Raw genomic sequence first — 21728 nt, forward strand, 5'->3', positions numbered from 1 at the left:
TGAGGCTTGGTATCTGAAATCGGATACTGGGCCTTTTTGCATGACTTGTGATCATTAAAATATTTTTTTCGTTCAAGCAGCTTTAATCGTTTTATAATGATAAGAAGTTTGACAATTTTTGATATCCCGACTAAGGAGCGATTTAAACAATGAGAAAACTGCCGATCGAACAAGGCCAGCCCAAAAGCGATAATGAGGATCTCAGCAACTATCGTCATCATATGGCGATTCACTGGCATGACTTCTACAGCAGCGACAATGTAACCCCCGCCCAAAAAGCCAATCTGGTTGAGCGCTCGACGATTGTTGGGCGCATTGGCATCATGATGCTGGCTTGTGGCACGGGAGCCTGGCGAGTACGCGACTCGATGAACGTGGTCTCTCAAAAGCTCAATATGACCTGTTCGGCTGATATTGGTCTGGTTTCAATCGAATATACCTGTATGGACGCCAATAACAGCTATACCCAGGCTTTATCGCTGCCTAATACTGGAGTCAATACGACTAAGCTGAATGCGCTGGAAAGCTTTGTCAAGGAGTTTGACCAACGAGGCGATCACTGGACCGTTGGCGAGATTCACAAACGCTTGGACGTCATACACCGGATGAAAGGCAACTATTCGCCGCTGCAGGTTGGTCTGGCGGCGGCTTTAGCCTGCAGTGCCTTTGTCTTTTTACTGGGCGGTGGACCAATTGAAATGATCTGTTCATTTTTTGGCGCTGGCATCGGCAATTACGTTCGGCGCAAGATGATTGACCGTAAGCTGACGCTGTTTGCCTGTCTCGCGACTTCGGTAGCTGTGGCCTGTGTAATCTATGTGATGGCCCTAAAGCTTTTAAACATGGGAATTTCACTTAATCCGCGTCATGAAGCCGGCTATATTGGGGCCATGCTGTTTGTGATTCCTGGTTTTCCATTCATTACCAGCGGCTTGGATCTTTCTAAGCTTGACATGCGTTCCGGTTTGGAAAGACTGGCCTATGCCGTGATGATCATTATCGTGGCTACCTTAGTCGGTTGGCTGGTTGCCATGCTGGTGCATCTCAAGCCGGAAAACTTTGAACCCTTGGCACTTTCACCACTGATGCTCTTTTTACTGCGGCTGCCGGCCAGCTTTTGCGGGGTTTTCGGCTTTTCGATCATGTTTAATTCCACGCCTAAAATGGCAGCCACTGCAGGTGTAATCGGCGCAATTGCCAATACGCTGCGGCTCGAACTGGTTGACTATAACGTAATGCCGGCAGGTGCGGCCGCATTCTTAGGGGCGTTGACGGCGGGAATCCTGGCCTCGTTCGTTCGTGATCGGCTTGGCTATCCGCGAATCTCTTTAACGGTACCGGCAATCGTGATCATGGTGCCTGGACTTTACCTTTATCGGGCTATGTATAATATGGGGCTCACGTCGATCAGCGTTGGTGCCTTATGGATTACCAAAGCGCTTTTGATCATCGTTTTCTTGCCGCTAGGGCTGATCGCGGCACGGATTTTGGGTGATCCTAAGTGGCGTCATACCAGTTAGTAATACCAAAGATTTCTGTTATTATAATTGATAACCGAAATCTTTTTTATTTATGAAGGTGAAAGCATGATTATTGAGTATCCGCCATCGCTGCTGCAGCAAGCTGAGGATTTATTAAAAGGTCATCATCTAACCGGATTTGTAGCCGGGCAGGGTCCCAAACATCCTAAGATTATGCTGATTGGCGAAGCGCCTGGAAGAGAGGAAGCCAAGACCGGCGTACCATTCGTTGGTGCTTCTGGGAAAGAATTAATGAAACTGATCGAAGAATATCTTCACATGACCAGAGAAGACGTCTATATTACCAGCGTGGTCAGAAGACGGCCTTATTCAATCAAACGGGTCAAAGATAAGAAAACCGGTGCAATCGTTGAAAAAACGCCCAATCGAACCCCGACCAAGGCTGAGGTCTATGCCTATGCGCGTCTGTTTGACTGGGAACTGGACCAGGTGCGCCCAAAGATTTTAATGCCGCTGGGAAACACCAGCCTGCAGCGCTTATTAGGGCCAAGTGCGAAAATTGGCAGTCTGCATGGTCAGATCCTGCATTGCCTGATTCAAAGAGCAGCCAGTGATCATCAAGGCTATGTCATGAGCAATCAGAGCTATACGGTGATTCCAATGTATCATCCAGCAGCCTTTTTGTACGCACGCAAGCTGGAGCCGATCGTTCGTCATGATTGGGAAGCAATTGCCCAAAAGCTAGATCAGTTGGAAACCGATAAAATTTAAAGAAATCAAATAAAAGTTAGCGGCTGATTCGTGATAGGATTAAAGGCAAAGACAATAAGAAAGTGAATTTCAGTCTATGGATAGAAAAAATTTTGATCATCATATTTTAGCTGCAATGGCCGATAACCTGGGCAACAGCCTGCGCGAAATGGCACGGTGCGGACATTCGCGATCCAAAAGGGCTACCTTAACCGAGATGGGTATTCAGCTGTCGGGATTCAAGCAGACTTTGGCTGATCCTCAAAAAAGGCAGGGGCTGGTGGCAAGCTGCCGGCAAGCCAATCGAGAACCTTTAAAGATCCCAGCCAACGTTCAGTTCAGCGTTCCCGTAAAACTGGTGACAGCGCCTTATCCACTGATTTGGCTTAATCAGAATGCTCAAGCACGCAATCTGATCGTTTATCTTGCCGGGGGCGCGTTTATTCAGCGGCCGTTAAAGGGACACTGGCAGTTTTTGAATCGTTTGGCAAAAGCAGCTAATGCCGAGATCGTGGTGCCTGATTACCCATTGGCACCCGATCATGACTTTAAGGATGCCTATCAAGAGCTGCTTGATCTTTATAAATGGCTGTATGATCAGCGGCCGGTCAGCAGCATTATCTTAATGGGCGACTCATCGGGAGCAGGGCTGGCAGCTGGTTTCTGTGAAAATTTGGCACAGCAGGGGTTGCCGCAACCGGGTCGGCTGGTGCTGATTTCACCATGGCTGAATCTGCAGCTGGGAAACCCATTGATCAAAAAGTACGCAGCCAAGGATCGCCTGCTTGATCAAGAAGGTTTACGGGCGTTAGGAAAGCTGTGGGCTGGGCAGACCGATCCCCGCGATGCACGCCTCAGTCCTCTGTATGGCCCCGTGGATCAGCTGCGCAACGTTACGATCTACATTGGCACGCATGAGATCATGTATCCAGACGCCATTCACTTTACGCGGCGGCTAAAGGCAGCTGGCGTCAACACTAATACCGTGATTGGGCGTGGGATGTTTCATTCCTATCCATTGTATCCAATTCCAGAATCAGAGCACGTGATTATGGAGATGGCTCATGATTTTGATCAACAATAGGCTTATTTGGACTATCATAACTATGAGGTGATAAAAATGACAAAGACGGCAGCAGTAGTTTTTGCAGATGGCTGTGAAGAGATTGAAGGCTTAACGGTAGTCGACGTTTTGCGCCGCATGGGGGTAAAATGCGATATCGTAGGCGTCTTAGGATCGGAAATCCATGGAGCTCATCAGATTAATTTTAAGGCTGACAAGCTAATCAGTGATCAGCTGCTGGATTATGATATCGTGGCCTTTCCTGGTGGGTATGGCAATGCGCAGACCTTACGCGATAATGACCAGTTGATGGTAATCATGCAGAAGCGTCAATCGCTTGGCAAATGGTGTGCGGCAATGTGCGCAGCGCCGATTGCACTGGCACGCTATGGATTGCTGGATGGTCATGACTATACCTGCTATCCAGGAATTGAAAAGGAAACGCATCAGTTGGCACCAAACGGTCATTTTAAAGAAGATATTACGGTTACCGATCAAGCAGGCCACCTGGTTACCAGTCGTGTTCCGGCAACGGCATGGGCCTATGCATTTGCAATTGCTGAGGCACTGGGACTTGATACCAAGACAATTAAGCAGGATACGCTGTACGACTATCTTAAAGAAAACATCTAAAAAAAGATCCGGAGATTGATTCTCCGGATCTTTTTTGCTTGATTACCAGCCCATTTCAGCAGCCTTAGCCGGCAGAGTAAGCTTGCCAGCTGCCAGCTCGCTAAAGGCTTGATCAATCATCGTAAAGGCCTGATCAAGCTGGGCCTCGGTAATTACCAAAGGCGGCTGGAAACGCAGAATATTGCCGCGCAGACTGATGATGATCGCACCCAGTTCAAAGATGCGGTACATCAATTTAACCGTGGCATTAGTGTCGCCTTGACCGGTTGCCGGATCAATGATATCGATTCCGCCATCAAGACCATACATTCGTACATCGCCAATGAAGTCGAACTTTTCTTTTTCGGCCTCAAAGAATGCCTTGGCTTTTTGCCCCAGCTTAGCTGAGCGTTCCAACAGATGCTCTTCTTCAAAAACATCCAGCGTTGCATTGGCAGCCGCCGTGGTAACTGGATTGCCGGCCGTCGTAAACAGATGCGCTGGCGCACCAAGCGATTCCATGATTTCTTTGCGCCCAACCACGGCACTTAAAGGCAGGCCGGATGCCAGCGACTTGCCGACTGACATCAGATCAGGCTCAATTCCGTCAAAGTTTTGAATCGACCACCATTTGCCGGTGCGGCCCATGCCTTGGTTGATTTCATCAACTGCGAACAAGATACCATGAGCCTTGGCAAAGTCATAGACCTTCTTCATAAAGGCAGGAGGTGTCTTGCAGATCCCACCATCGCCTTGAATAGCTTCCATCAAGATAACCGCGGTTTCTTCAGCCGGCAGGTAGGTTTCAAATGGCCGCATGAACTCACGGAAGAAACGGTCAACGAAGTGTTCTTCGCTTTCGTCGGGTTCGCGTTCCCAAGGAGAAGGGAAGGGGACCTTGACAACGCCCGGCAGCAGCGGCGCCATTTTGCGGCTCATGTTCATGCTGATGCTGGAAAGCGACATTGAGCCATAGGTAGACCCATGATAGGCACCAGTAAAGGCCACCAGATACTGACGGCCAGTATAGGCACGTGCAAACTTGATGATGGCATCGTTGGCATCGGAGCCGGACAGTCCCCATGAAACCTCAACCGGACCGCTCATCGGTGCCAGTTTTGCCAGACGTGGCGCCAGACGGGCTTCTTGAGTATTAGCGAAGTAGGCTGGCGTATACTGGATCAGCTTGGCCGCTTGATCCTGAATTGCCTTGACGACTTTAGGGTGGGCATGACCGGTGTTGGTTGAACTGGCACTGGCCAAAAGATCAATATAGTCATTGCCGTCAGCATCGGTAATCACCGCGCCCTTGCCATGATCGATAACGATATCGTAATAGTTGATCCGGCCAGAAGATGCAAACGCTTTAGCTTCTTCTTCCAGCAGATGCTTGTTGTTACTGTCCGTCATTTGACAGCCGCCCCCTTTTAAAGCTTACAACTAGTCTTTTTTCGTCTTATTCAAGTAAGAGTGACGCATTCCGTAAGTGAAGTAGATTACCAGACCAAGCAGGAACCATACGCCGGCATAAATCTTGGCATCGATGTCAAGTCCCCAGAACACGAACAGGGAAGCCAGGAAAGCTAAGCATGGCATTACTGGGTAGAATGGCATCTTAAAGGCTGGTGTTGGAATATCCTTGCCTTCACGAGGACGAAGTGCATAGATCCCTAATGAAACAAACATAAAGGCGATCAGCGTCCCCGCAGAGATCAACTGTGATAAGAATGCGAATGGGAACATGGCACCAATCAGGATGGCAATGATTGCCAAGGTCCAAAGAGCATGGTTGGGACGGTTCTTTTCGTCCAGCGTCCCCAAGAACTTAGGCAGCATGCCGTCACGACCGAATGAGTAGATCAAACGAGAACCGGCCATGGTCATCCCAATCAAAGCAGTGAACATCCCGACAACGGCAACGATTTGGACAACCGAAGCAACGACTGGGTGACCAATTGAACGCAGAGCCAGACCAACTGGTTCAGCAGAGTTGGCGTACTTTTGGTAAGGCAAAACCCCAACCAGAACCAAGGCTACGGCAACGAACAGAACCACGGCAATTGCCAGTGAGCCCAAGATCCCGCGTGGCATCGTCTTGCCAGGGTTGATGGCTTCGGCAGAGTTGGCGGCAATGGAGTCAAATCCGATGTAGGAAAGGAAGATCATCGAAACCCCAGCATAGATACCTTGCCAGCCACCAAAAGCACCATTAGAAGTCATCCGGTACTTAGGAATAAATGGAACGAAATTACTGTGCTTAACTGCAGTTGCACCAACGACGATGAACAGCAGAATTGCCAGCACCTTCAGCGTAACCAGTACGTTTTCAACACGGGCAGCATCCTTAACCCCTTGAGAAACCAGGATGGCAACCAATGCGATCACAATCAAAGAGATCAAGTCAACGACCCCGCCACTGGTACCAAAAGCATTGGAAAGTGAAGCCGGCAGCTTGATACCGATGTTGGCAAGCAGTGGCCGCAGGTTGGCAGAAAGACCAGAGCCGACAAAGGCCAAGGCAATAAAGTATTCAGCCAGCAGTGCCCAACCGGCAATCCAGCCGAAGAATTCGCCGAATACGACGGTGATCCATGAATAGGCCGAACCAGCAAATGGCATGGCAGCCGACATTTCAGCATAAGCGAAGGCAACCAGACCAGCAACGACGGCCGCGATCACAAACGAGATGGCAACGGCTGGACCGGTATGCATGGCAGCAACCTCACCAGGTAAAGTAAAGATCGAAGTGGACACAATCGTCCCAACCCCTAAGGCCAAAAAGTCCCGTACGCGTAATGAGCGAATAAGGTGACTGTCCTTATCTTGGTAGACACTGGGGTCTTCTTTTCGAGTGATAGTTTTCCAAAATCCCATAAATCTTCCTCCTGAACTAAGTGAGACAATCCTAATTCTGCAAAAAGTTCCAATATGATTGCAACGCATCCAGACTTGGCGGGAAAACCAAGCGATAAATAATTATATTTAAATTAGAATTCTCTAATGTTTTAAATTATAACTATAATTTAAACAGCTTGCAAGAACTTTTTGTGCATTCTAACAATCTGCCTAAAACGTGTAAGCGTAAACTTATCAAGTGTGACGCGCTGAATTAAGTTTAGCAATGTTTGATTAAAAATTAATTTTTTTAATTCTTATCAAAGAACTGCCCCCAAATACTGATTAAAAATTGGTCAACTAACAAAAAAGCCGCCTCATCTTAAGAGACGACCTTTTAATTAATGTTTGAGAATATCTTCAATTAGCTGCGGTTTCAGCCGCCGACTGTGATCGGGGTTTGAACGCTGATTGACGACACTGACCAGGGCCAGCGTTGAACCGACCAGCGAGCTCTTTTTACGGTAGACGGTGTAGCGTGACAGCCAGATATCGGCATATTTTTCCTTATAGTTGCGCAGTCCTTGGAAGCCATAGAGCCGATAGCCGTACTCGTAAATAAAGTGCGCGGCCTTTTCTTCGATGAAACTAAACTGTGATTCGCCCACGTTGCTCAATGGGGCCATTCCCAGATCAAAATATTCGTAGCCGGTTTTTTGACCATACAGGAATAGATTGACGAAAATCATATCCATGATGCCTGATGGTGCCAGATCGCGATCGTGACGCATCAAATCGATCGTCAGAATCTGTTTGCCTCCAGTAGGCATCAGCGTTGCAAAGGCCACGATCTGCTGGTCTTGATTTTTAACGATGGCAATTGGGGCCTGCTGCAGGTAATATTCATCAAAAAAGCCCAATGAAAAGCCCTTTTCAACCTGCTTACCCAGCCAGCTGTCGGAAACGTGCTTCAGTTCTTTTAACAGATCTTGGTTAAATGGCGGTTCAACTACATCGAACGTGTAGCCTTCACGCTCAAACTTGTGCATCAAGGCGCGCTGTGAACGCTGACGCTTACCGGCAAGCGTGAAGTTAGCCATTTTGACCAGACCGTCCTCACCAGTTTTAAGAAAGTCAAAGCCAAATTCATGCAGCAGCATGGTTGTCGACTGTCCGACCTCATAAAATACCAGCTGATAGCCATAGCGGTCAGCTTCAACGATGAACTGTCTCAGGGCATCGTGCAGTACGCTTTGGTCGCCGACTGGTTCGCCCATGATGATCAGCTTGTCATATTTGCGTCGATACATGAAAAAGAGCCGGTCTTCTTTTTCAACTTGATAATAGTAGAGATTCTTATCGCGCAAAAAAGCCAGGTGACTGGTCTCATTGCCGCCAAAACGCTCAATCAGCTGTCGACAGCGTTGGGCATCGAATGAATGATAGCCGTTAAATGGATCGTAGCCGCTGGTGAAGTAGCGCAGAATGGCCAGCATGACCAAAATTCCTAAGATCAAGCCGATGAAACCGGAGAACCAGAGACTTTCACCAGGGAAGAACATGAACTGAGGAATCTTATGATGGTGATAGTAGTTTGGTTCATTTACAATCCCAATAATAATATAAAGTATAAAAATACCGACAAAGACGATCCCATCACTAAATGCCTTTCCTAGCGAATAAGCCATTTTTTCTCGATAAAGGGCATGCCGCATGGTCAAAACGAGCAGCAGCAGGATCAGCAGGTAGATGGTCAGTCCCCAGGTTCCCAGGTTCCATAGCGTGTTGACCATACCGATCAGCAGCAGAATCAAAGACGGCCAATATGCTTTTTTGAGCTTGGCCTGCACGCCGCGCGCACATGCCAGCATCGCAATGGCAAATAAAACGGTGCTTAACTGATGCAAAAAGAAGAAAGTAAAAGGATAGAAACGCTGCAGAAAGCGGCTGTTTTCGGTCAGATCGGGCAAGGAGGCATCGATCAGCATGAGAATACCGGAAAAGTACATAAAGACCGTGATCAAGACATGCGCGCTTTGATGCCAGATTAAGTTGGGCAGCCCCTTGAAAAAGCGATTAATCTTCTGGCAGAAATGGTATACAAACAATAACGCCCCAAAAGCCAACGGGACCAAATAGTAAAAGACGCGGAAGAAAACCAGCCAGACCAGAGCCGTTGAGCGATCAACGCCCAGCATACTCAACTCCATCAGCATGATGATGTCAAAGGAGCCGATTGCCCCAGGCAGCATGGAGATGACGCCTAAGAGCTGGGCGACGACATACATCGGCAGGACCAATAACAAATTGATCCTAACGTCCAACAGCCAGCCAATCATCAAGAAAAAGAGCGCCACCAACAGCCACTCGCCAGTTGAGCTGGCTACGATGAACAATTCAAGCTTGGGCGTTAGATCCTTAAAAAAGCTGGAATTTTTTAGACGCGTGAAAATGAAGACGATGGGGAAATAAAGGCCACCGCCGACCAGCCAGACAATGTAGCGATCGAAATGATGACCGTTTGGCACTAAAAGCAGTACTGCCAGCGCCAGCCAGCAAAGAATCGAAAGCCCGGACAGTAAAAAGATGGCAATTTTTGAGATGGCAAACAGGACCTGTTTTTTACTGGAATGCTTGCCATAAAAATAGGCTCTTAAGGTTGCGCCCAATAGTCCGCCAAAACCGGCGACGTTGGTCAGGGTATTGGTGATCCAGCCACTTCTGATAATGTAGTGCTTAGAAAAACGGCCAGACAAAAAATGAGTAATGGCAAAGTCATAGCCAAGCATAGGCACGATGGAGATGCAGCCGCCGATCAGCATCATCAAAACGTGAATGGGCGACTGACTGGCAAGGCCAATGCCGACACGGTGCCAGTCAACATCTTTTAAAAAGCTGCCCAGCGCCGTGATTACAAAAATAATCACTGAAGCAATGAACAGCAGCTTCAGCAGTTTGGCATAATGCTGCCACCAATTTTTAATGCGTGTAGCTAGGGATGAGTTCATGTTTCAGAATCCTCACTTTTTTATTATGTCAGCCTGACAAACAAAATGGTCTGCCAATTTGCAATTCAATATCAATAATAGTAGATTGCATCTGACGTGGCAAAAAATTTTTCAATTTAAAACGGCTTAATTTTGGTCGCTGCTATTGACGCTGAGCAAATCTTTTCGTATACTATCAATTGTTGTGAAATTGGTCCGTTGGTCTAGTTTTGGTTAGGACGCATCCCTGTCACGGATGAGATCACGAGTTCGAGCCTCGTACGGACCGCTATAGTTTTTGAAAGTTGGGATTTCGGTCTCAACTTTTTTTGTATGCTCGTTTGGAGGGAAAAATGGAAAATACTTGGATCTATCGTGGTCAAGAACCGATCAAGATTAAAAAATATCTACAGACTTTAGGTATGGGACATCGGATGTTTAACGATATTAAAAATGGTGCTGGTGAATTTCAGGTTGATCATCGAACGGTGCGACCAACGACTAAGATTTTACCTAATCAGCCACTGACGATCAAAGTCGTGCCAGAGTTTCCCAATCCAGACGTTCAGCCAAGCCACGGTACCCTGGAAATCGTGTATGAAGATGCCAACTGGCTGGTTGTCAATAAGCCGGCCGGTCTGGCATCGATTCCAGGACCGACGACTGGCGACGACACGCTGCTTAACCGCGTGACCGGATACTTGATGGATCAAGACTCGCCAGATCAGCGGCCGCATCTGATTACGCGCCTGGATCGCTTTACCAGTGGTCTGCTGCTGATAGCCAAGCATCAAGTAGCCGTCAGCATGATCAGTCAACAGGTTCAGCAGCATCGAATGGTTAAGGAATACCAAGCGATTGTAGAAGGCGTCTTGGAAAACGATCATGGCGTGATTGAAGAACCAATCGCGCGCGTAGCAGGACAGGCGCGACGCGAGGTCAGTGCCGATGGTCAGTTTGCCAGCACCGAATATTGGGTTGAAGAGCGCGGTGATGACTGGACATTGGTCAGAGTACGGCTGCATACGGGACGGACGCATCAGATTCGGGTACATTTCAGCTACCTTGGTCATCCGCTGCTGGGAGATCATCTGTATGGCGGTCAGACCGCACAGTTTGATCACCAGTTGCTCTGCGCCTCGCATATCGCGTTTGACGATCCATTTACGCTGCAGCATCGCGACTTTACGATTGAATTGCCGGCAATGTTTGCTCAGGCCATGGTTTGATAATTTTATTCATACAGAGCTGATTAAAAGTTCTATAATAAGGCTAATTAAGTTTTAGGAGGAATTTTTCATGGCTAAAGTTGAAAGTTTCACACTGGATCATACAAAGGTAAAGGCGCCATACGTTCGCTTGATTACGGTTGAAGAAGGACCTAAAGGCGACAAGATCAGCAATTACGATCTGCGTTTGGTTCAGCCAAATGAAAATGCCATTCCAACGGCTGGTCTGCACACGATTGAACACCTGTTAGCCGGCTTGCTGCGGGACCGCTTGACGGGCGTGATCGACTGTTCGCCATTTGGCTGCCGGACTGGCTTTCATTTGATTACCTGGGGCGAGCACAGCACGACTGAAGTTGCTAAAGCCTTGAAGTCCTCATTGGAAGAAATCGCCTACCAGACCAAGTGGGAAGACGTCCAAGGAACTACGGAAAAAAGCTGTGGGAACTATCGCGATCACTCACTGTTTTCGGCCAAGGAATGGTGCAAGAAGATTCTGGCACAAGGCATCAGCGACCAGCCGTTTGAGCGCCATATCGTTGATTAGTCGGCAGTTTTGAATACAGAAAAAACGACACCATTACATCGAATATGATGTGACGCTGTCGTTTTTTATTGATTAGGCGATGACTTTATTTGGCAGCCATCATTTTTTTGATCATCTGTGCTTGATATTCCTGTTGTGCCTGTTCGGTGAGCTTTTGCAGCTGAGCTTCCGTCAGATCTGGATTTTGCTGTTTGGCTGCCTGAACTTTAGCCGTAACGTAGGCGGCCGCTTGTGCTTTTAACTGAGCCTGAGTTGCGGGGGATTTCAGTGCCTGGGCCTGCTTTTTTAGCGCCTGGGCCTGTTTGACTGAAATCTTAACAAACGTTTTTGGATATCTAAACGTATTGGTTCGCGAAACTAGCTTCCCATCCATTTTGGAACCGGCAAACAGTACTTTATAAAAGTCGTTTTTAAAGCGCCAGCGGGTCTCTTTGACGGTTAAGGTCGCCTGATCTGAATCGGTCCAAACTAGGCGGTTGGTCGTAAACTCATTGGCCTGCGTATGCTGTGGCGTTTTTTGCCGTGGCTTGGTCTGGTAGATGTATACGTTGTCTTTACCGGAAGTGCCAACTGGCTGATAGAGAATCAGCTGCATCTGCGAACTGGCAGAGTAGATTTTTTGGGTCTTGGTCGTGGTGATTCGTTTCATACCCCAATGGTCGTGAAAGTTGGCCGTGATAATTACGGTTGAGCCGACAAAAATCAGGCCGGTAATTAGTCCCAGGATCCAGCGAGTACGCATGTTTGGAGCAAACATGATTGAGACAAAGAAGGCAATAGCGCCAATAAACATGATAACGGTAATCATTATGCATTGCCTCCTTTCTTGGCATTTGAGTCGTACTTGGCGTGGATCTTGTTACCATTCCCCAGTCGTGAAGTTGCCAAAAGACCAATTACGGCAAAAGCGATGGCAATCCAAAAGGCAGCATGGTAGCCGTTGAGCGTAACATCGATCATCTGCGACTTGTACTGCAGTGGTGAGGATTTAAGTAGCGAATGTGCCGGTTTCTGCGAATTCGTCACGTTGGTCAAGACTGAGATCAGAATCGCTGAACCCATTGAAGATGCCACCTGACGAATCGTGTTGTTGACGGCAGTCCCATGTGAGATCATGCTGAATGGCAAAGCGTTCATACCGGAAGTAGTGACCGGCATCATGACCATTGAGATCCCAAACATGCGCACGGCATACAGGAAAACAACGTCGAGGATTGGCGTTTCGCGGGTCAAGAATGCAAAGGGCAGCGTGCCGATCGTCAAGATAAACATCCCCGTCATTGCCAAGCGACGGGCACCATAGCGGTCGAAAAGATTTCCCGTAATTGGGCTCATTATCCCCATCATGATGGCCCCAAACAGCAGCGTCAATCCAGAATGGAAAGCCGACATGCCATGAACGATCTGCAGATAAAGCGGCAGGACCAATTCAACGCCGACCATGGCAATCATTACAACGGAGCTGAGCAGCGTGGCCAGGGCAAATTCCGGTGTTTTAAAGACCTTGAAGTTCAAGAACGGATGCTCCAAACGATTCTGGCGCCATACCAAAATGGCAATCAGAATGACGCCGATCAAAATGGTGCCCCAGACGATGGCATCAGTCCAGCCTTTGTCGCCGACTGATGAGAAACCATACAAGACACTGCCGAAACCAACCGTGGAAATAAGCAGCGAAAGCCAGTCCAACGTAGGATCGGTAGTCTTGATAACGTTTTGCATCAAGAAGAAGCTGGCAAAGATCACGATGGCAACGATTGGAATGATCATGCCAAAGAGTACCCGCCATGAGTAGTTGTCAACTACCCAGCCGGAAAGCGAAGGACCCAGAGCTGGTGCCAACGCGATTACCAGACCGTTGATTCCCATGGCAGCGCCACGTTTTTCAGGCGGGAAGATCGTCAGCATGATGTTTTGCATCAGCGGCATCGTGATTCCGACCCCAGTTGCCTGAATCAGACGGCCGCATAGCAGAGTACCGAAATTAGGCGCTGCAAAAGCAGTAATGGTACCCAGCTCAAAGATCGTCATCGCTGAGATATAGAGCCATTTTGAATTGAATTTATTGCTGAGATATGCCGAAACGGGAATCATAATCCCATTAACCATCATAAAACCGGTTGTCAGCCATTGAACGGTTGCCGTACTAATGTCAAAGGCCTTCATTAAAGTTGGAAAAGCCGTGGCCAGAATCGTCTGGTTTAAAACCGTACAAAAGCTCCCGATCAGCATTACCATTACCAACAGATTACGATGGTATGGCTTGCCATTGATGTCGACTGCTGTATTTGCAGACACGTAAAGCCCTCCTTTGAAGTTACTGATTTTTTAAAAGCGATTATAAATATATGATAATTAAATATCTTTGTCAAATTTCTTGATAAAGATATTTAAAAATATTATATTGATTAGTGCTTTTAGGTTACAATGTAAAATGGTTATAATTGATAGAAAATAGGAAAGGAATCAGAAAATGAGTCCCATTACGGAAGAGTTCCGCAAGATGTTCGTTCATGAAAAACTGCGCATCAGTATGAGCGAGCTTTCGCAAGCAGCCAACGTTTCACCAAGCCAGATCAGATATTGGGAGCGCAAAGGCTATATTGCTTCAGAGCAGGATCAGCAAAATAAAAGCCATAAGTATACGTTGATGACGCTGGTGCAGGTGACCGGCATCAAGTATTTTTTAGATGAGGGCTTTACGCTGCCGGTTGCCGTCAAAAAGCAAAAAGAGCATCAGGTAATGGCCAAGTCGTTCAAGCATTTTATTGGCGACCGGCTGTTGGATTTTGAAAATGATGAAAAGACCGGCGCGACGCTGATTAATTTGGGGAAACTGGATGATGCGCCAGATAAGGAAGTCGTTGCAATCGTTCAAGGACCCGGACACGTTAAATTAACGCTGCGAAACCGTCAATAGGTTGGCAACTGCAGAAGTCGTAAAAAGTGTTAAGCTAGTAATGTACAAATTATTTTTAAAGGGGACGACTTCCATGAGCGAAGATACTTTTGGCTTTAATGAGCTGACCGATGCAGCACAGGACAATGCTTTAGAAACATTTGCCAAGTACTACGTCCGCCAGTACAAGCAGGACAATCTCGAAATTATTGACGCGCTGGCTGGTGACGATGAGGCAGTGGCGATGATCAATCAGATTCTGGAAGAAAACAACTATCTGACCGTTGCCAAACTGGCTGCAATGAGTATTTCGATGGTTAAGTCTTGCTACGTTAAGATCTTAAATGAGCTGTCGGCGCGCTTTGATGCCGATGGTGAACCAGTTAAGACCTGGGCAGAATGGATGCAGTCAGAGCATGCCAAGCTGCCCCAAGAAGATTAAATCAATCATGGCACGGTACTCAGCCGTGCTTTTTATTTTTCCAAAAACGACTTACTACTAATGCCTTCTAGGATGTGTTAGAATAAACTAAGTTTTATTTGAACGGATAAATAATACGAGTTGCTCATTTTCAAATTCAGACGTGACGTCAGCTGTTTGACGGCGCTATTTTTACTTGCATTGATTTCTGGATTGCGAAAATTGACGAAATTTAATAACACAAAGGAAAGAAAGGTATTATGCGCAAATTAAAAATCAAAAATAATGAAGTCGCTTTTTATGCGATGGGTGGCTTGGGCGAGATCGGCAAGAACATGTACTGTGTTCAATTCCAAGATGAGATCATCATCATTGACTGTGGGGTCTTGTTCCCAGAAGACGAGCTGCTGGGGGTCGACTACGTTATTCAAAACTACGACTACCTGGTTGAAAACAAAGACAAGATTAAAGGGATCTTTATTACGCACGGTCACGAAGACCACATTGGCGGACTTCCATTCTTTTTGCAGAAGGTCAATGCACCAATCTATGCCGGTCCGTTTGCCATGTCTTTGATTCGTGGCAAGCTGGAGGAAAAACATCTGTTAAAGAATGCCGAGCTGCATGAAATCAATGAGTTCGATACGGTGCACTTTAAAAAGCTGTGGGTCTCCTTCTTCCGGACGACGCACTCGATTCCGGATACCTTGGGAGTTGCCGTTCATACTCCACAAGGCACGATCGTTCAAACCGGTGACTTTAAATTTGACTTAACGCCGGTTGGTCATCTGCCGGGACCAAACTTCCAACAAATGGCCAAGCTTGGTGAAGAAGGCGTTTTGCTTTTGACTTCGGATTCAACCAATGCGGAACGACCAGAATTTACCAAATCTGAACGCTGGGTTGATATTCATATTCGCCGGATCTTTGAGCGAATTAAGGGCCGCATCATCTTTGCCTCATTTGCCTCCAACGTCTACCGGCTTCGCGAGGCCAGTGATGCTGCCTTGAAGCAGGGCCGTAAGATTGCCGTGTTTGGCCGCAGCATGGAGAATGCAATTACGGCTGGACAAGAGCTGGGCTATCTGCACATTCCAGAAGATGCCCTGATTGATCAAAATGACATCAACAGCTACCCGCCAGAAAAGGTCATGATCATGTGTACCGGTTCGCAGGGTGAGCCAATGGCCGCGCTGAGTCGCATTGCCAATGGCACGCACCGGCAGATTGCCATTCAGCCTGGCGATACGGTTGTCTTTTCTTCCAATCCGATTCCAGGCAACACCACCAGCGTCAATGCTCTGATCAATAAGCTGGAAGAAGACGGTGCCGAGGTAATTCATGGCTATGTCAACAATATTCATACATCCGGTCATGGTGGTCAGGTTGATGAAGAACTGATGCTGCGCTTGATGAAGCCAAAGTTCTTTGCACCGGTCCATGGCGAATATCGGATGCAGAAGATTCATACCAAGCTGGCTGAACTAACTGGCGTACCAATGGATCACAGCTTCGTTTTGGCTAATGGCGATGTTTTAGCCTTGACCAAGGATACCTGCCGCGTTGCCGACCATATCGAAACGGCCAGTGATGTCTATATTGATGGTCGCGATGCTGGCGACACGGTTGGTAACCCAGAGATCCGCGAACGACGGATGCTTTCTGAAGAAGGGGTAGTTACCGCGATTGCCGTCGTTGACTTAAAAGATTACCAGATCGTGGCTGGGCCTGACATCGTTTCGCGAGGCTTCGTCTACATGCATGAATCACAAGAGCTGATCAAGGCGGCTAACCATGAAGTCTTCTGGGCAATTCTGAATACGTTTAAGAACCATCAGCACGTTGATCGGCGGGCAATCAACCGCACCATCGTCAGCCGACTGCAAAAGCTTTTGTTTGAATGGACGGGGCGGCGGCCAGTTATTATTCCGATGGTTACTATTTTGAATGCCGATGAGGAAGGGCAGGGCAGCGATCTGCAGCGTGACGTTCACCATAACGCACGACGGACTAATTCGCGTTCCAAGCACAAGGCCAAAAACGGTGCTGCCAATAATGAAAGCGACAAGCCACGGCCGCGTCGGCGTAGTCGTCCGGCGGCCAAGAAAAACGCGCAGCCAGTCGTAACTGAAAAATAGCAATTAACCAAAGCTCGTCTAAATGGCGAGCTTTTTTGATTATAATAAATTGACTTTTTCGATTCCGGACTTAATCAATTGTCTGCCCTCTGGTATCATGAAAACTGTAATTATTTTTGTTTTTTTCATTATTTAAGGAGGCTTTTTGATGTCAGGGAGAGACTATCTTCACATCTGGTATCAAGCCCAGCTGGTCGGCGCTTTGATTTTCTTGATTGCCGTTGCTTGGTGGAACGTCTTGATTATGGGGCGCGGGATCCGGTTGCTGGTATTCATTTTGGCGCTGGTTGCCTTAGAGGGGCTGATGATCACGATTGTCACGCATGTACCGCGCTGGCTGCAGGTTGTCGACGTGTTCTTACAGACTATGCTGCAGCCGATCATGCTGATCATGCTGTGGGGAACCGTCACCAGAGAGATCATCGTGCGGCTGCATCTGCCGGCACGAGGCGTAATTGCCGTAACGCTGCTATACTACCTAATCATGTTTGCACCGTTTACCAGTGAGATTGGCGGTCAATTGGAAAACGTGATTGCCCGCATCGTCTTTTTGGTTTATCTGTTTATGACAACGGTGATGATGATGCAGTACTTTTTGCCAGATAAGTTTATTCAGCCACAGTTGTTTAAGGAGTTTATTGGGACCGGCTTTTGGGGTGCCCTGGCATTTTTTGTTTCGGTAACGGTTTTGATGCGAGCCTGGCATCTGTCATGGCCTGGGCTGGTACCAACGTTTGGCACTGGCTGGAGCTGGTGGGTAATGAGCGTTCTGCTGGCTGTTTATGTAATTTATGTGGCATTTGACATTTTCCAAACTGGCTGGCTGCAGTTTGATTTTCACGTTCAATGGAACCGGCGCTTGGTCTTGACGGCTCTGGAAGCAGGAATTGCTGAAGAGACGCTTTGCCGATTTGGGATTTTAGGCGCGCTGCTTTATGCCTGCCGTAATCTGACGCAGCGCGTACCAATTGCGGTGGGCCTGAGTGCGCTCTGTTTTGGTCTGCTGCACCTGCCAAATGCTGCCGTGCAGAAATGGGACGTCACGCTTCTGCAGGCGATTTTTGCGATTGGTCTGGGTCTATACCTGGCCGTCGTCTATCTATACACGGGACAATTATGGCTGACGATGCTGATGCATTTCTTTATCGATGCAGCAATCTTTTGCTTAACGCATCATGAAACGATCGTCGGCAGCACCAGTCTGGCTGATTGGATTGCCCTGACGATTGAGTTTCTCTACTTTGTTGCGGTTACGCTTTGGATGATGTTTGGCAACCGCCGCTTGGTTATGGAGCGGCATGCCGATCGTTTTACTGGCGATCACCAGCATTTCGACTTCTCATTTGACTTTAGAATGTGAAATTTTGGTAAAGGCCCTATATTATCTTGAAAAAAAAGCTTATCATTATAAACAGCGATTTTTGAAAGGATGTTTAACTTAATGATAATTGAACTAATCAAGTCCTTTTTCTTTGGGCTTGTAGAAGGGATCACTGAATGGCTGCCAATCAGCAGTACCGGCCATATGATTCTGTTGGACCAGTTCGTTAAATTGGATGTGTCCAAATCGTTTTACAGCATGTTTGAAGTCGTCATCCAATTAGGGGCGATCATGGCCGTCGTTGTAATCTACTGGAAGCGCATCTGGCCGTTCCATCACAGTCAAGCCGTGGGGGTTGCTGCACCTAAAGGCATCTGGCGCTATGTTGATAAAGACATCATGATCATGTGGCTGAAGATCTTTATCTCGTGTCTGCCGGCTGGGATCATCGGGGTAGCCTTCAATGATACTTTCGAACGGCTTTTCTACAACCCAGTCAGTGTCGCAATCGCCTTAATCGTTTTTGGGGTGGCCTTTATTTGGATTGAAACGGCGCACAAGGGTAAAAAAGCCAAGGTTAATTCAATTGCCGAAATTTCATATAACATGGCAGTTATGATCGGCTTCTTTCAGCTGATTGCCGCTGTCTTCCCTGGAACCAGCCGTTCTGGGGCAACGATTGTCGGTGCGCTGCTTTTGGGGGTATCACGGACGGTAGCGGCCGAATATACTTTCTTCTTAGCCATTCCAGTCATGTTTGGGGCAGCATTGTTTAAGCTGCTTAAATTCGGTCTGGCGTTTACCTCAATGGAATTTTGGATCATGATGGTTGGCTTGCTTACGGCATTTGTCTCATCGATTATCGTTATCAAATTCTTGATGCGCTACATCAAAAAGCATGACTTTAAGGTATTCGGCTGGTACCGGATTGCCCTTGGTCTGCTTGTGCTGCTGTACTTTTTGGTCTTGAAGTAGTCAAAGCAGATGGAAAATCAGACAGTCGTAGCCTGAACTTCTATTTTTCCTAAAATAAAATGGTGCTTACTCAAGTTTTAGCGGCTTGAGCAAGCACCATTATTTGTTTCCGGCAATTTTATAGCTGGCTGATCAGCAGGAAAAAACAAAATTTCCCGGGAAATACGCTACATTTCTTCACCCATTTTGCGATAGGAATCCATCCCGCCCAGCCAGAGCTCATTTAATGGCACATGGCGTTCTTCGGCAAAGGCACGCATTAGGGTCATATGATCCATCAACTGATATTGTTTGTTGGGATTTTTGGGATCAACGACTTTTAATTGTGCCATCATGCCGCCGTCTTCATGCTCAAGAATGTGGCAGTGATACATAAAGACGCCGGGCACGTCAAACCAGACTTTAAGCAGGACGTGTTCGCCTGGATTGATGGCAATCGTATCTTTAAGCCCCAGCTCGTTTGGATTTGGCGCATGCCCATCCCGAGCTACCGTGACAAAGCCGGTTCCGTGCATGTGATATGGATGAATCATACCAGGTGCGTGATTGGTGTTTTCAATATCCCAAAGCTGAACCTTATGCATTGGCATCTGATAGTCGATACGATCCATCTTAAACTTCTTGCCGTTCATTGCAACTGCTTCGTCCATTCCATCCAAGGTTACGTAGTGAATCGGCATTTCAGGAGCTACAGCCGGATTAGGAGTTTCAAATAAGACATTAGGCAGTGCAGCGTGATCTGGTTTGAATTCGTGAATCTTAAAGCGCAGCAGCGGCGTATCGTCTGAATAGAGCACGACCTCATCACCAGGGCGATAACTGCCAAAGTCAACGATGATTTCGGCTCGTTCGGCGCACGTCAGCATTAGTTTGGTCATTTTCAACGGTTTAGGGAGCAGTGAAAGGTCACCGGCAATTTGGGTAAATGGCAGATCATCGCTAAAATGCAGCCGCCATTCACGTCGGTTGGCACCGTTTAAGAAACGCAGCCTTACTTTTTGCGTGGTAACGTCGAAGTAGGGGTTAATCGTCCCATTGATCATTGGCGTGGGGCCTAAAATACCATCTGGATCGTAGTCTTGGCGATAGTCCCATTGGTTGTCCTCGTGAAAACGGCGATCCTGCAGAATAACCGGAATGTCATCGACGCCATAGTTACGCGGCAAAGGCAGCTGAGCTTCGTGCTGGTCTTGAACGATGGCGCCACCAGCTAGTCCATGCCAGACTTGTTCGGCAGTGGCCGGACATGGATGAGCGTGCAGCCAGACAAAGGCAGCTGGTTGATGAATCGTAAATTCAACGTCGCGCGTCTGTCCAGGATAGACGGGAGCGTGACAGCCGCCATCCTCGATCGGTCCCGGAATTGCCAGGCCATGCCAGTGAAAAGTCGTTACTTCGGGCAGGTCGTTGATATAGTGAATGTGCACGGTTTGTCCATCTTTAAAGATGACGGTTTTGCCAAGCAGCGGTCCGTTATATCCCCAGGTTGCGGTCTTTTTGCCTGGCAGGAGCTGAACGGCGCCGGTTTGCGCGGTGATCGTATAGTAAACATCAGTAGCAGTTTCTTGATCGGGTTTTAAAATTTCTGGAATCCGCAGAGGCTGTTCTGGTGCGTCTGCCACCTGCAGCGGAATGTATGCACGATCATGGTAGTCAAAGGCGGCTTCATCATAACAATAGTCTTGAATCGTTTCTTGGTCGTTCATGTCAATAACCTCCCTTAAATGAATACGTTTACAAAACTATTATAACGCTAATAATCATTAATTGAACTAAATAGCCTGCAAACATTTTATGATTCATTAAATAATATTTAGGCTTGTCTAAAAAATTGAGTTTACAAAGTCGGTAAATGTAGTAACATAGACATAGATGAGTTAAATGAACATCAGTCAGTACCGGCGAGTGGCGTCGGTTTGCTATCTAAGAGAGGAGTCGTTAGTTTGTTCGACATTAAGCCAAAGAAATTTAAAAAGATTCTCGTCGGCGTTGATGATGCGCCTGACGCTCGGGCTGCCTTTTCCTACGCTGTTGATAAGGCCAAGCGCGATGGGTCTGAGATTGGAATCGTTTCGATCTTGGAGACTAACCGAGTCAACATTTATCAAGCACTGGACAAAGACTACGTTCACAGTACGGAAGATGATTTACGCAAACGCTTGAACGACTACGTGCAGGCTGCGATTGATTATGGCGTGGATCCTAAAAAAATCACGGCGATCGTTGACCAAGGCGATCGTCCCGCTGAACGAATCTGCAATCATGTGATTCCTGAATTTAAGCCAGATCTGCTGATTATTGGCTCGATTGGTAAAAACGGCAATCGTAATACGGTTGGTTCACAGGCTTCATACATGGTTAAGCATTCGGGAACTTCGGTTTTCGTGATTCGTACGGATGAGGTTACTCACTACGAATAGTCAGCTGATCAAAAATATTTTGGCAATCAAAAAGGCAAGCCGAATGCTGG

At 47.4% G+C, this 21728-nt stretch carries 18 protein-coding genes and 1 tRNA gene; 13 read left to right on the forward strand and 6 right to left on the reverse strand.

Features of this window, described 5'->3' with window-relative positions; all coding sequences use genetic code 11:
- Positions 1–149 precede the first annotated feature (149 nt).
- The 4 genes from FC47_RS01305 to FC47_RS01320 all read left to right on the forward strand — a co-directional run bounded on the left by FC47_RS01305 (position 150) and on the right by FC47_RS01320 (position 3927).
- Positions 150–1520 carry a threonine/serine exporter family protein gene (locus tag FC47_RS01305; protein ID WP_006500675.1) on the forward strand — a complete coding sequence of 457 codons (1371 nt, stop codon included), beginning with the start codon at positions 150–152 and terminating at the stop codon, positions 1518–1520.
- A 66-nt stretch (positions 1521–1586) separates the two neighbouring features.
- Positions 1587–2252 carry a uracil-DNA glycosylase gene (locus tag FC47_RS01310; protein WP_052669132.1) on the forward strand — a complete coding sequence of 222 codons (666 nt, stop codon included), beginning with the start codon at positions 1587–1589 and terminating at the stop codon, positions 2250–2252.
- 76 nt (positions 2253–2328) lie between these two features.
- Entirely contained in the window at positions 2329–3315 is a 987-nt protein-coding gene (locus FC47_RS01315; protein WP_056967606.1) for an alpha/beta hydrolase, read from the forward strand.
- Positions 3316–3351: 36 nt separating this feature from the next.
- A complete protein-coding gene (locus tag FC47_RS01320; RefSeq protein WP_056967608.1) occupies positions 3352–3927 on the forward strand; it encodes a DJ-1 family glyoxalase III in 576 nt (191 codons plus the stop codon).
- A 42-nt stretch (positions 3928–3969) separates the two neighbouring features.
- Here FC47_RS01320 and FC47_RS01325 read toward each other — a convergent pair whose 3' ends face one another.
- The 3 genes from FC47_RS01325 to mprF all read right to left on the reverse strand — a co-directional run bounded on the left by FC47_RS01325 (position 3970) and on the right by mprF (position 9749).
- Positions 3970–5316 carry an aspartate aminotransferase family protein gene (locus FC47_RS01325; protein ID WP_006500671.1) on the reverse strand — a complete coding sequence of 449 codons (1347 nt, stop codon included), beginning with the start codon at positions 5314–5316 and terminating at the stop codon, positions 3970–3972.
- A gap of 30 nt (positions 5317–5346) precedes the next feature.
- Positions 5347–6780, reverse strand: a complete 1434-nt coding sequence (locus FC47_RS01330; protein ID WP_056967610.1) for an APC family permease — start codon at positions 6778–6780, stop codon at positions 5347–5349.
- 362 nt (positions 6781–7142) lie between these two features.
- Positions 7143–9749, reverse strand: a complete 2607-nt coding sequence (gene mprF / locus FC47_RS01335) for a bifunctional lysylphosphatidylglycerol flippase/synthetase MprF (RefSeq protein ID WP_056967612.1) — start codon at positions 9747–9749, stop codon at positions 7143–7145.
- A gap of 192 nt (positions 9750–9941) precedes the next feature.
- Between mprF and FC47_RS01340 the strand changes: the two genes are divergently transcribed.
- The 3 genes from FC47_RS01340 to FC47_RS01350 all read left to right on the forward strand — a co-directional run bounded on the left by FC47_RS01340 (position 9942) and on the right by FC47_RS01350 (position 11504).
- Positions 9942–10017 (forward strand) — tRNA-Asp (locus tag FC47_RS01340).
- A 64-nt stretch (positions 10018–10081) separates the two neighbouring features.
- The gene (locus FC47_RS01345; RefSeq protein WP_056967614.1) at positions 10082–10957 is read left to right on the forward strand and encodes an RluA family pseudouridine synthase; all 876 of its coding nucleotides are present in this window, start codon (positions 10082–10084) and stop codon (positions 10955–10957) included.
- A gap of 70 nt (positions 10958–11027) precedes the next feature.
- On the forward strand, positions 11028–11504 hold the full coding sequence (locus FC47_RS01350; protein ID WP_048345780.1) for an S-ribosylhomocysteine lyase: 477 nt from the start codon (positions 11028–11030) through the stop codon (positions 11502–11504).
- Between the two features lie 85 nt (positions 11505–11589).
- Here the strand turns inward: FC47_RS01350 and FC47_RS01355 are convergent, their stop codons facing one another.
- Both FC47_RS01355 and FC47_RS01360 read right to left on the reverse strand, forming a co-directional pair.
- Complete coding sequence (locus FC47_RS01355) at positions 11590–12312, reverse strand: DUF4811 domain-containing protein (RefSeq protein WP_056967616.1); 723 nt, start codon at positions 12310–12312, stop codon at positions 11590–11592.
- Complete coding sequence (locus tag FC47_RS01360; protein WP_235803978.1) at positions 12312–13742, reverse strand: MDR family MFS transporter; 1431 nt, start codon at positions 13740–13742, stop codon at positions 12312–12314. Before FC47_RS01360 ends, FC47_RS01355 begins: the two co-directional genes overlap by 1 nt.
- Positions 13743–13977: 235 nt before the next feature.
- On the opposite strand from FC47_RS01360, the gene FC47_RS01365 reads away from it, so the two are divergent.
- The 5 genes from FC47_RS01365 (at position 13978) to FC47_RS01385 (ending at position 19258) form a co-directional block, all read left to right on the forward strand.
- The gene (locus FC47_RS01365) at positions 13978–14424 is read left to right on the forward strand and encodes a MerR family transcriptional regulator (RefSeq protein WP_006500664.1); all 447 of its coding nucleotides are present in this window, start codon (positions 13978–13980) and stop codon (positions 14422–14424) included.
- A gap of 73 nt (positions 14425–14497) precedes the next feature.
- Complete coding sequence (locus FC47_RS01370; protein ID WP_006500663.1) at positions 14498–14845, forward strand: hypothetical protein; 348 nt, start codon at positions 14498–14500, stop codon at positions 14843–14845.
- 239 nt (positions 14846–15084) lie between these two features.
- Positions 15085–16962, forward strand: a complete 1878-nt coding sequence (rnjA, locus tag FC47_RS01375) for a ribonuclease J1 (RefSeq protein ID WP_006500662.1) — start codon at positions 15085–15087, stop codon at positions 16960–16962.
- A 148-nt stretch (positions 16963–17110) separates the two neighbouring features.
- On the forward strand, positions 17111–18322 hold the full coding sequence (locus FC47_RS01380; protein ID WP_034540738.1) for a CPBP family intramembrane glutamic endopeptidase: 1212 nt from the start codon (positions 17111–17113) through the stop codon (positions 18320–18322).
- Between the two features lie 81 nt (positions 18323–18403).
- Positions 18404–19258, forward strand: a complete 855-nt coding sequence (locus FC47_RS01385; RefSeq protein WP_080967967.1) for an undecaprenyl-diphosphate phosphatase — start codon at positions 18404–18406, stop codon at positions 19256–19258.
- A gap of 167 nt (positions 19259–19425) precedes the next feature.
- Here the strand turns inward: FC47_RS01385 and FC47_RS01390 are convergent, their stop codons facing one another.
- Complete coding sequence (locus FC47_RS01390; protein WP_006500658.1) at positions 19426–20964, reverse strand: multicopper oxidase family protein; 1539 nt, start codon at positions 20962–20964, stop codon at positions 19426–19428.
- Positions 20965–21201: 237 nt separating this feature from the next.
- On the opposite strand from FC47_RS01390, the gene FC47_RS01395 reads away from it, so the two are divergent.
- Positions 21202–21678, forward strand: a complete 477-nt coding sequence (locus FC47_RS01395; protein ID WP_006500657.1) for a universal stress protein — start codon at positions 21202–21204, stop codon at positions 21676–21678.
- Positions 21679–21728: the final 50 nt, after the last annotated feature.

Origin of the sequence: Limosilactobacillus mucosae DSM 13345, from assembly GCF_001436025.1 — a bacterium.
Classification (GTDB): Bacteria; Bacillota; Bacilli; order Lactobacillales; family Lactobacillaceae; genus Limosilactobacillus; species Limosilactobacillus mucosae.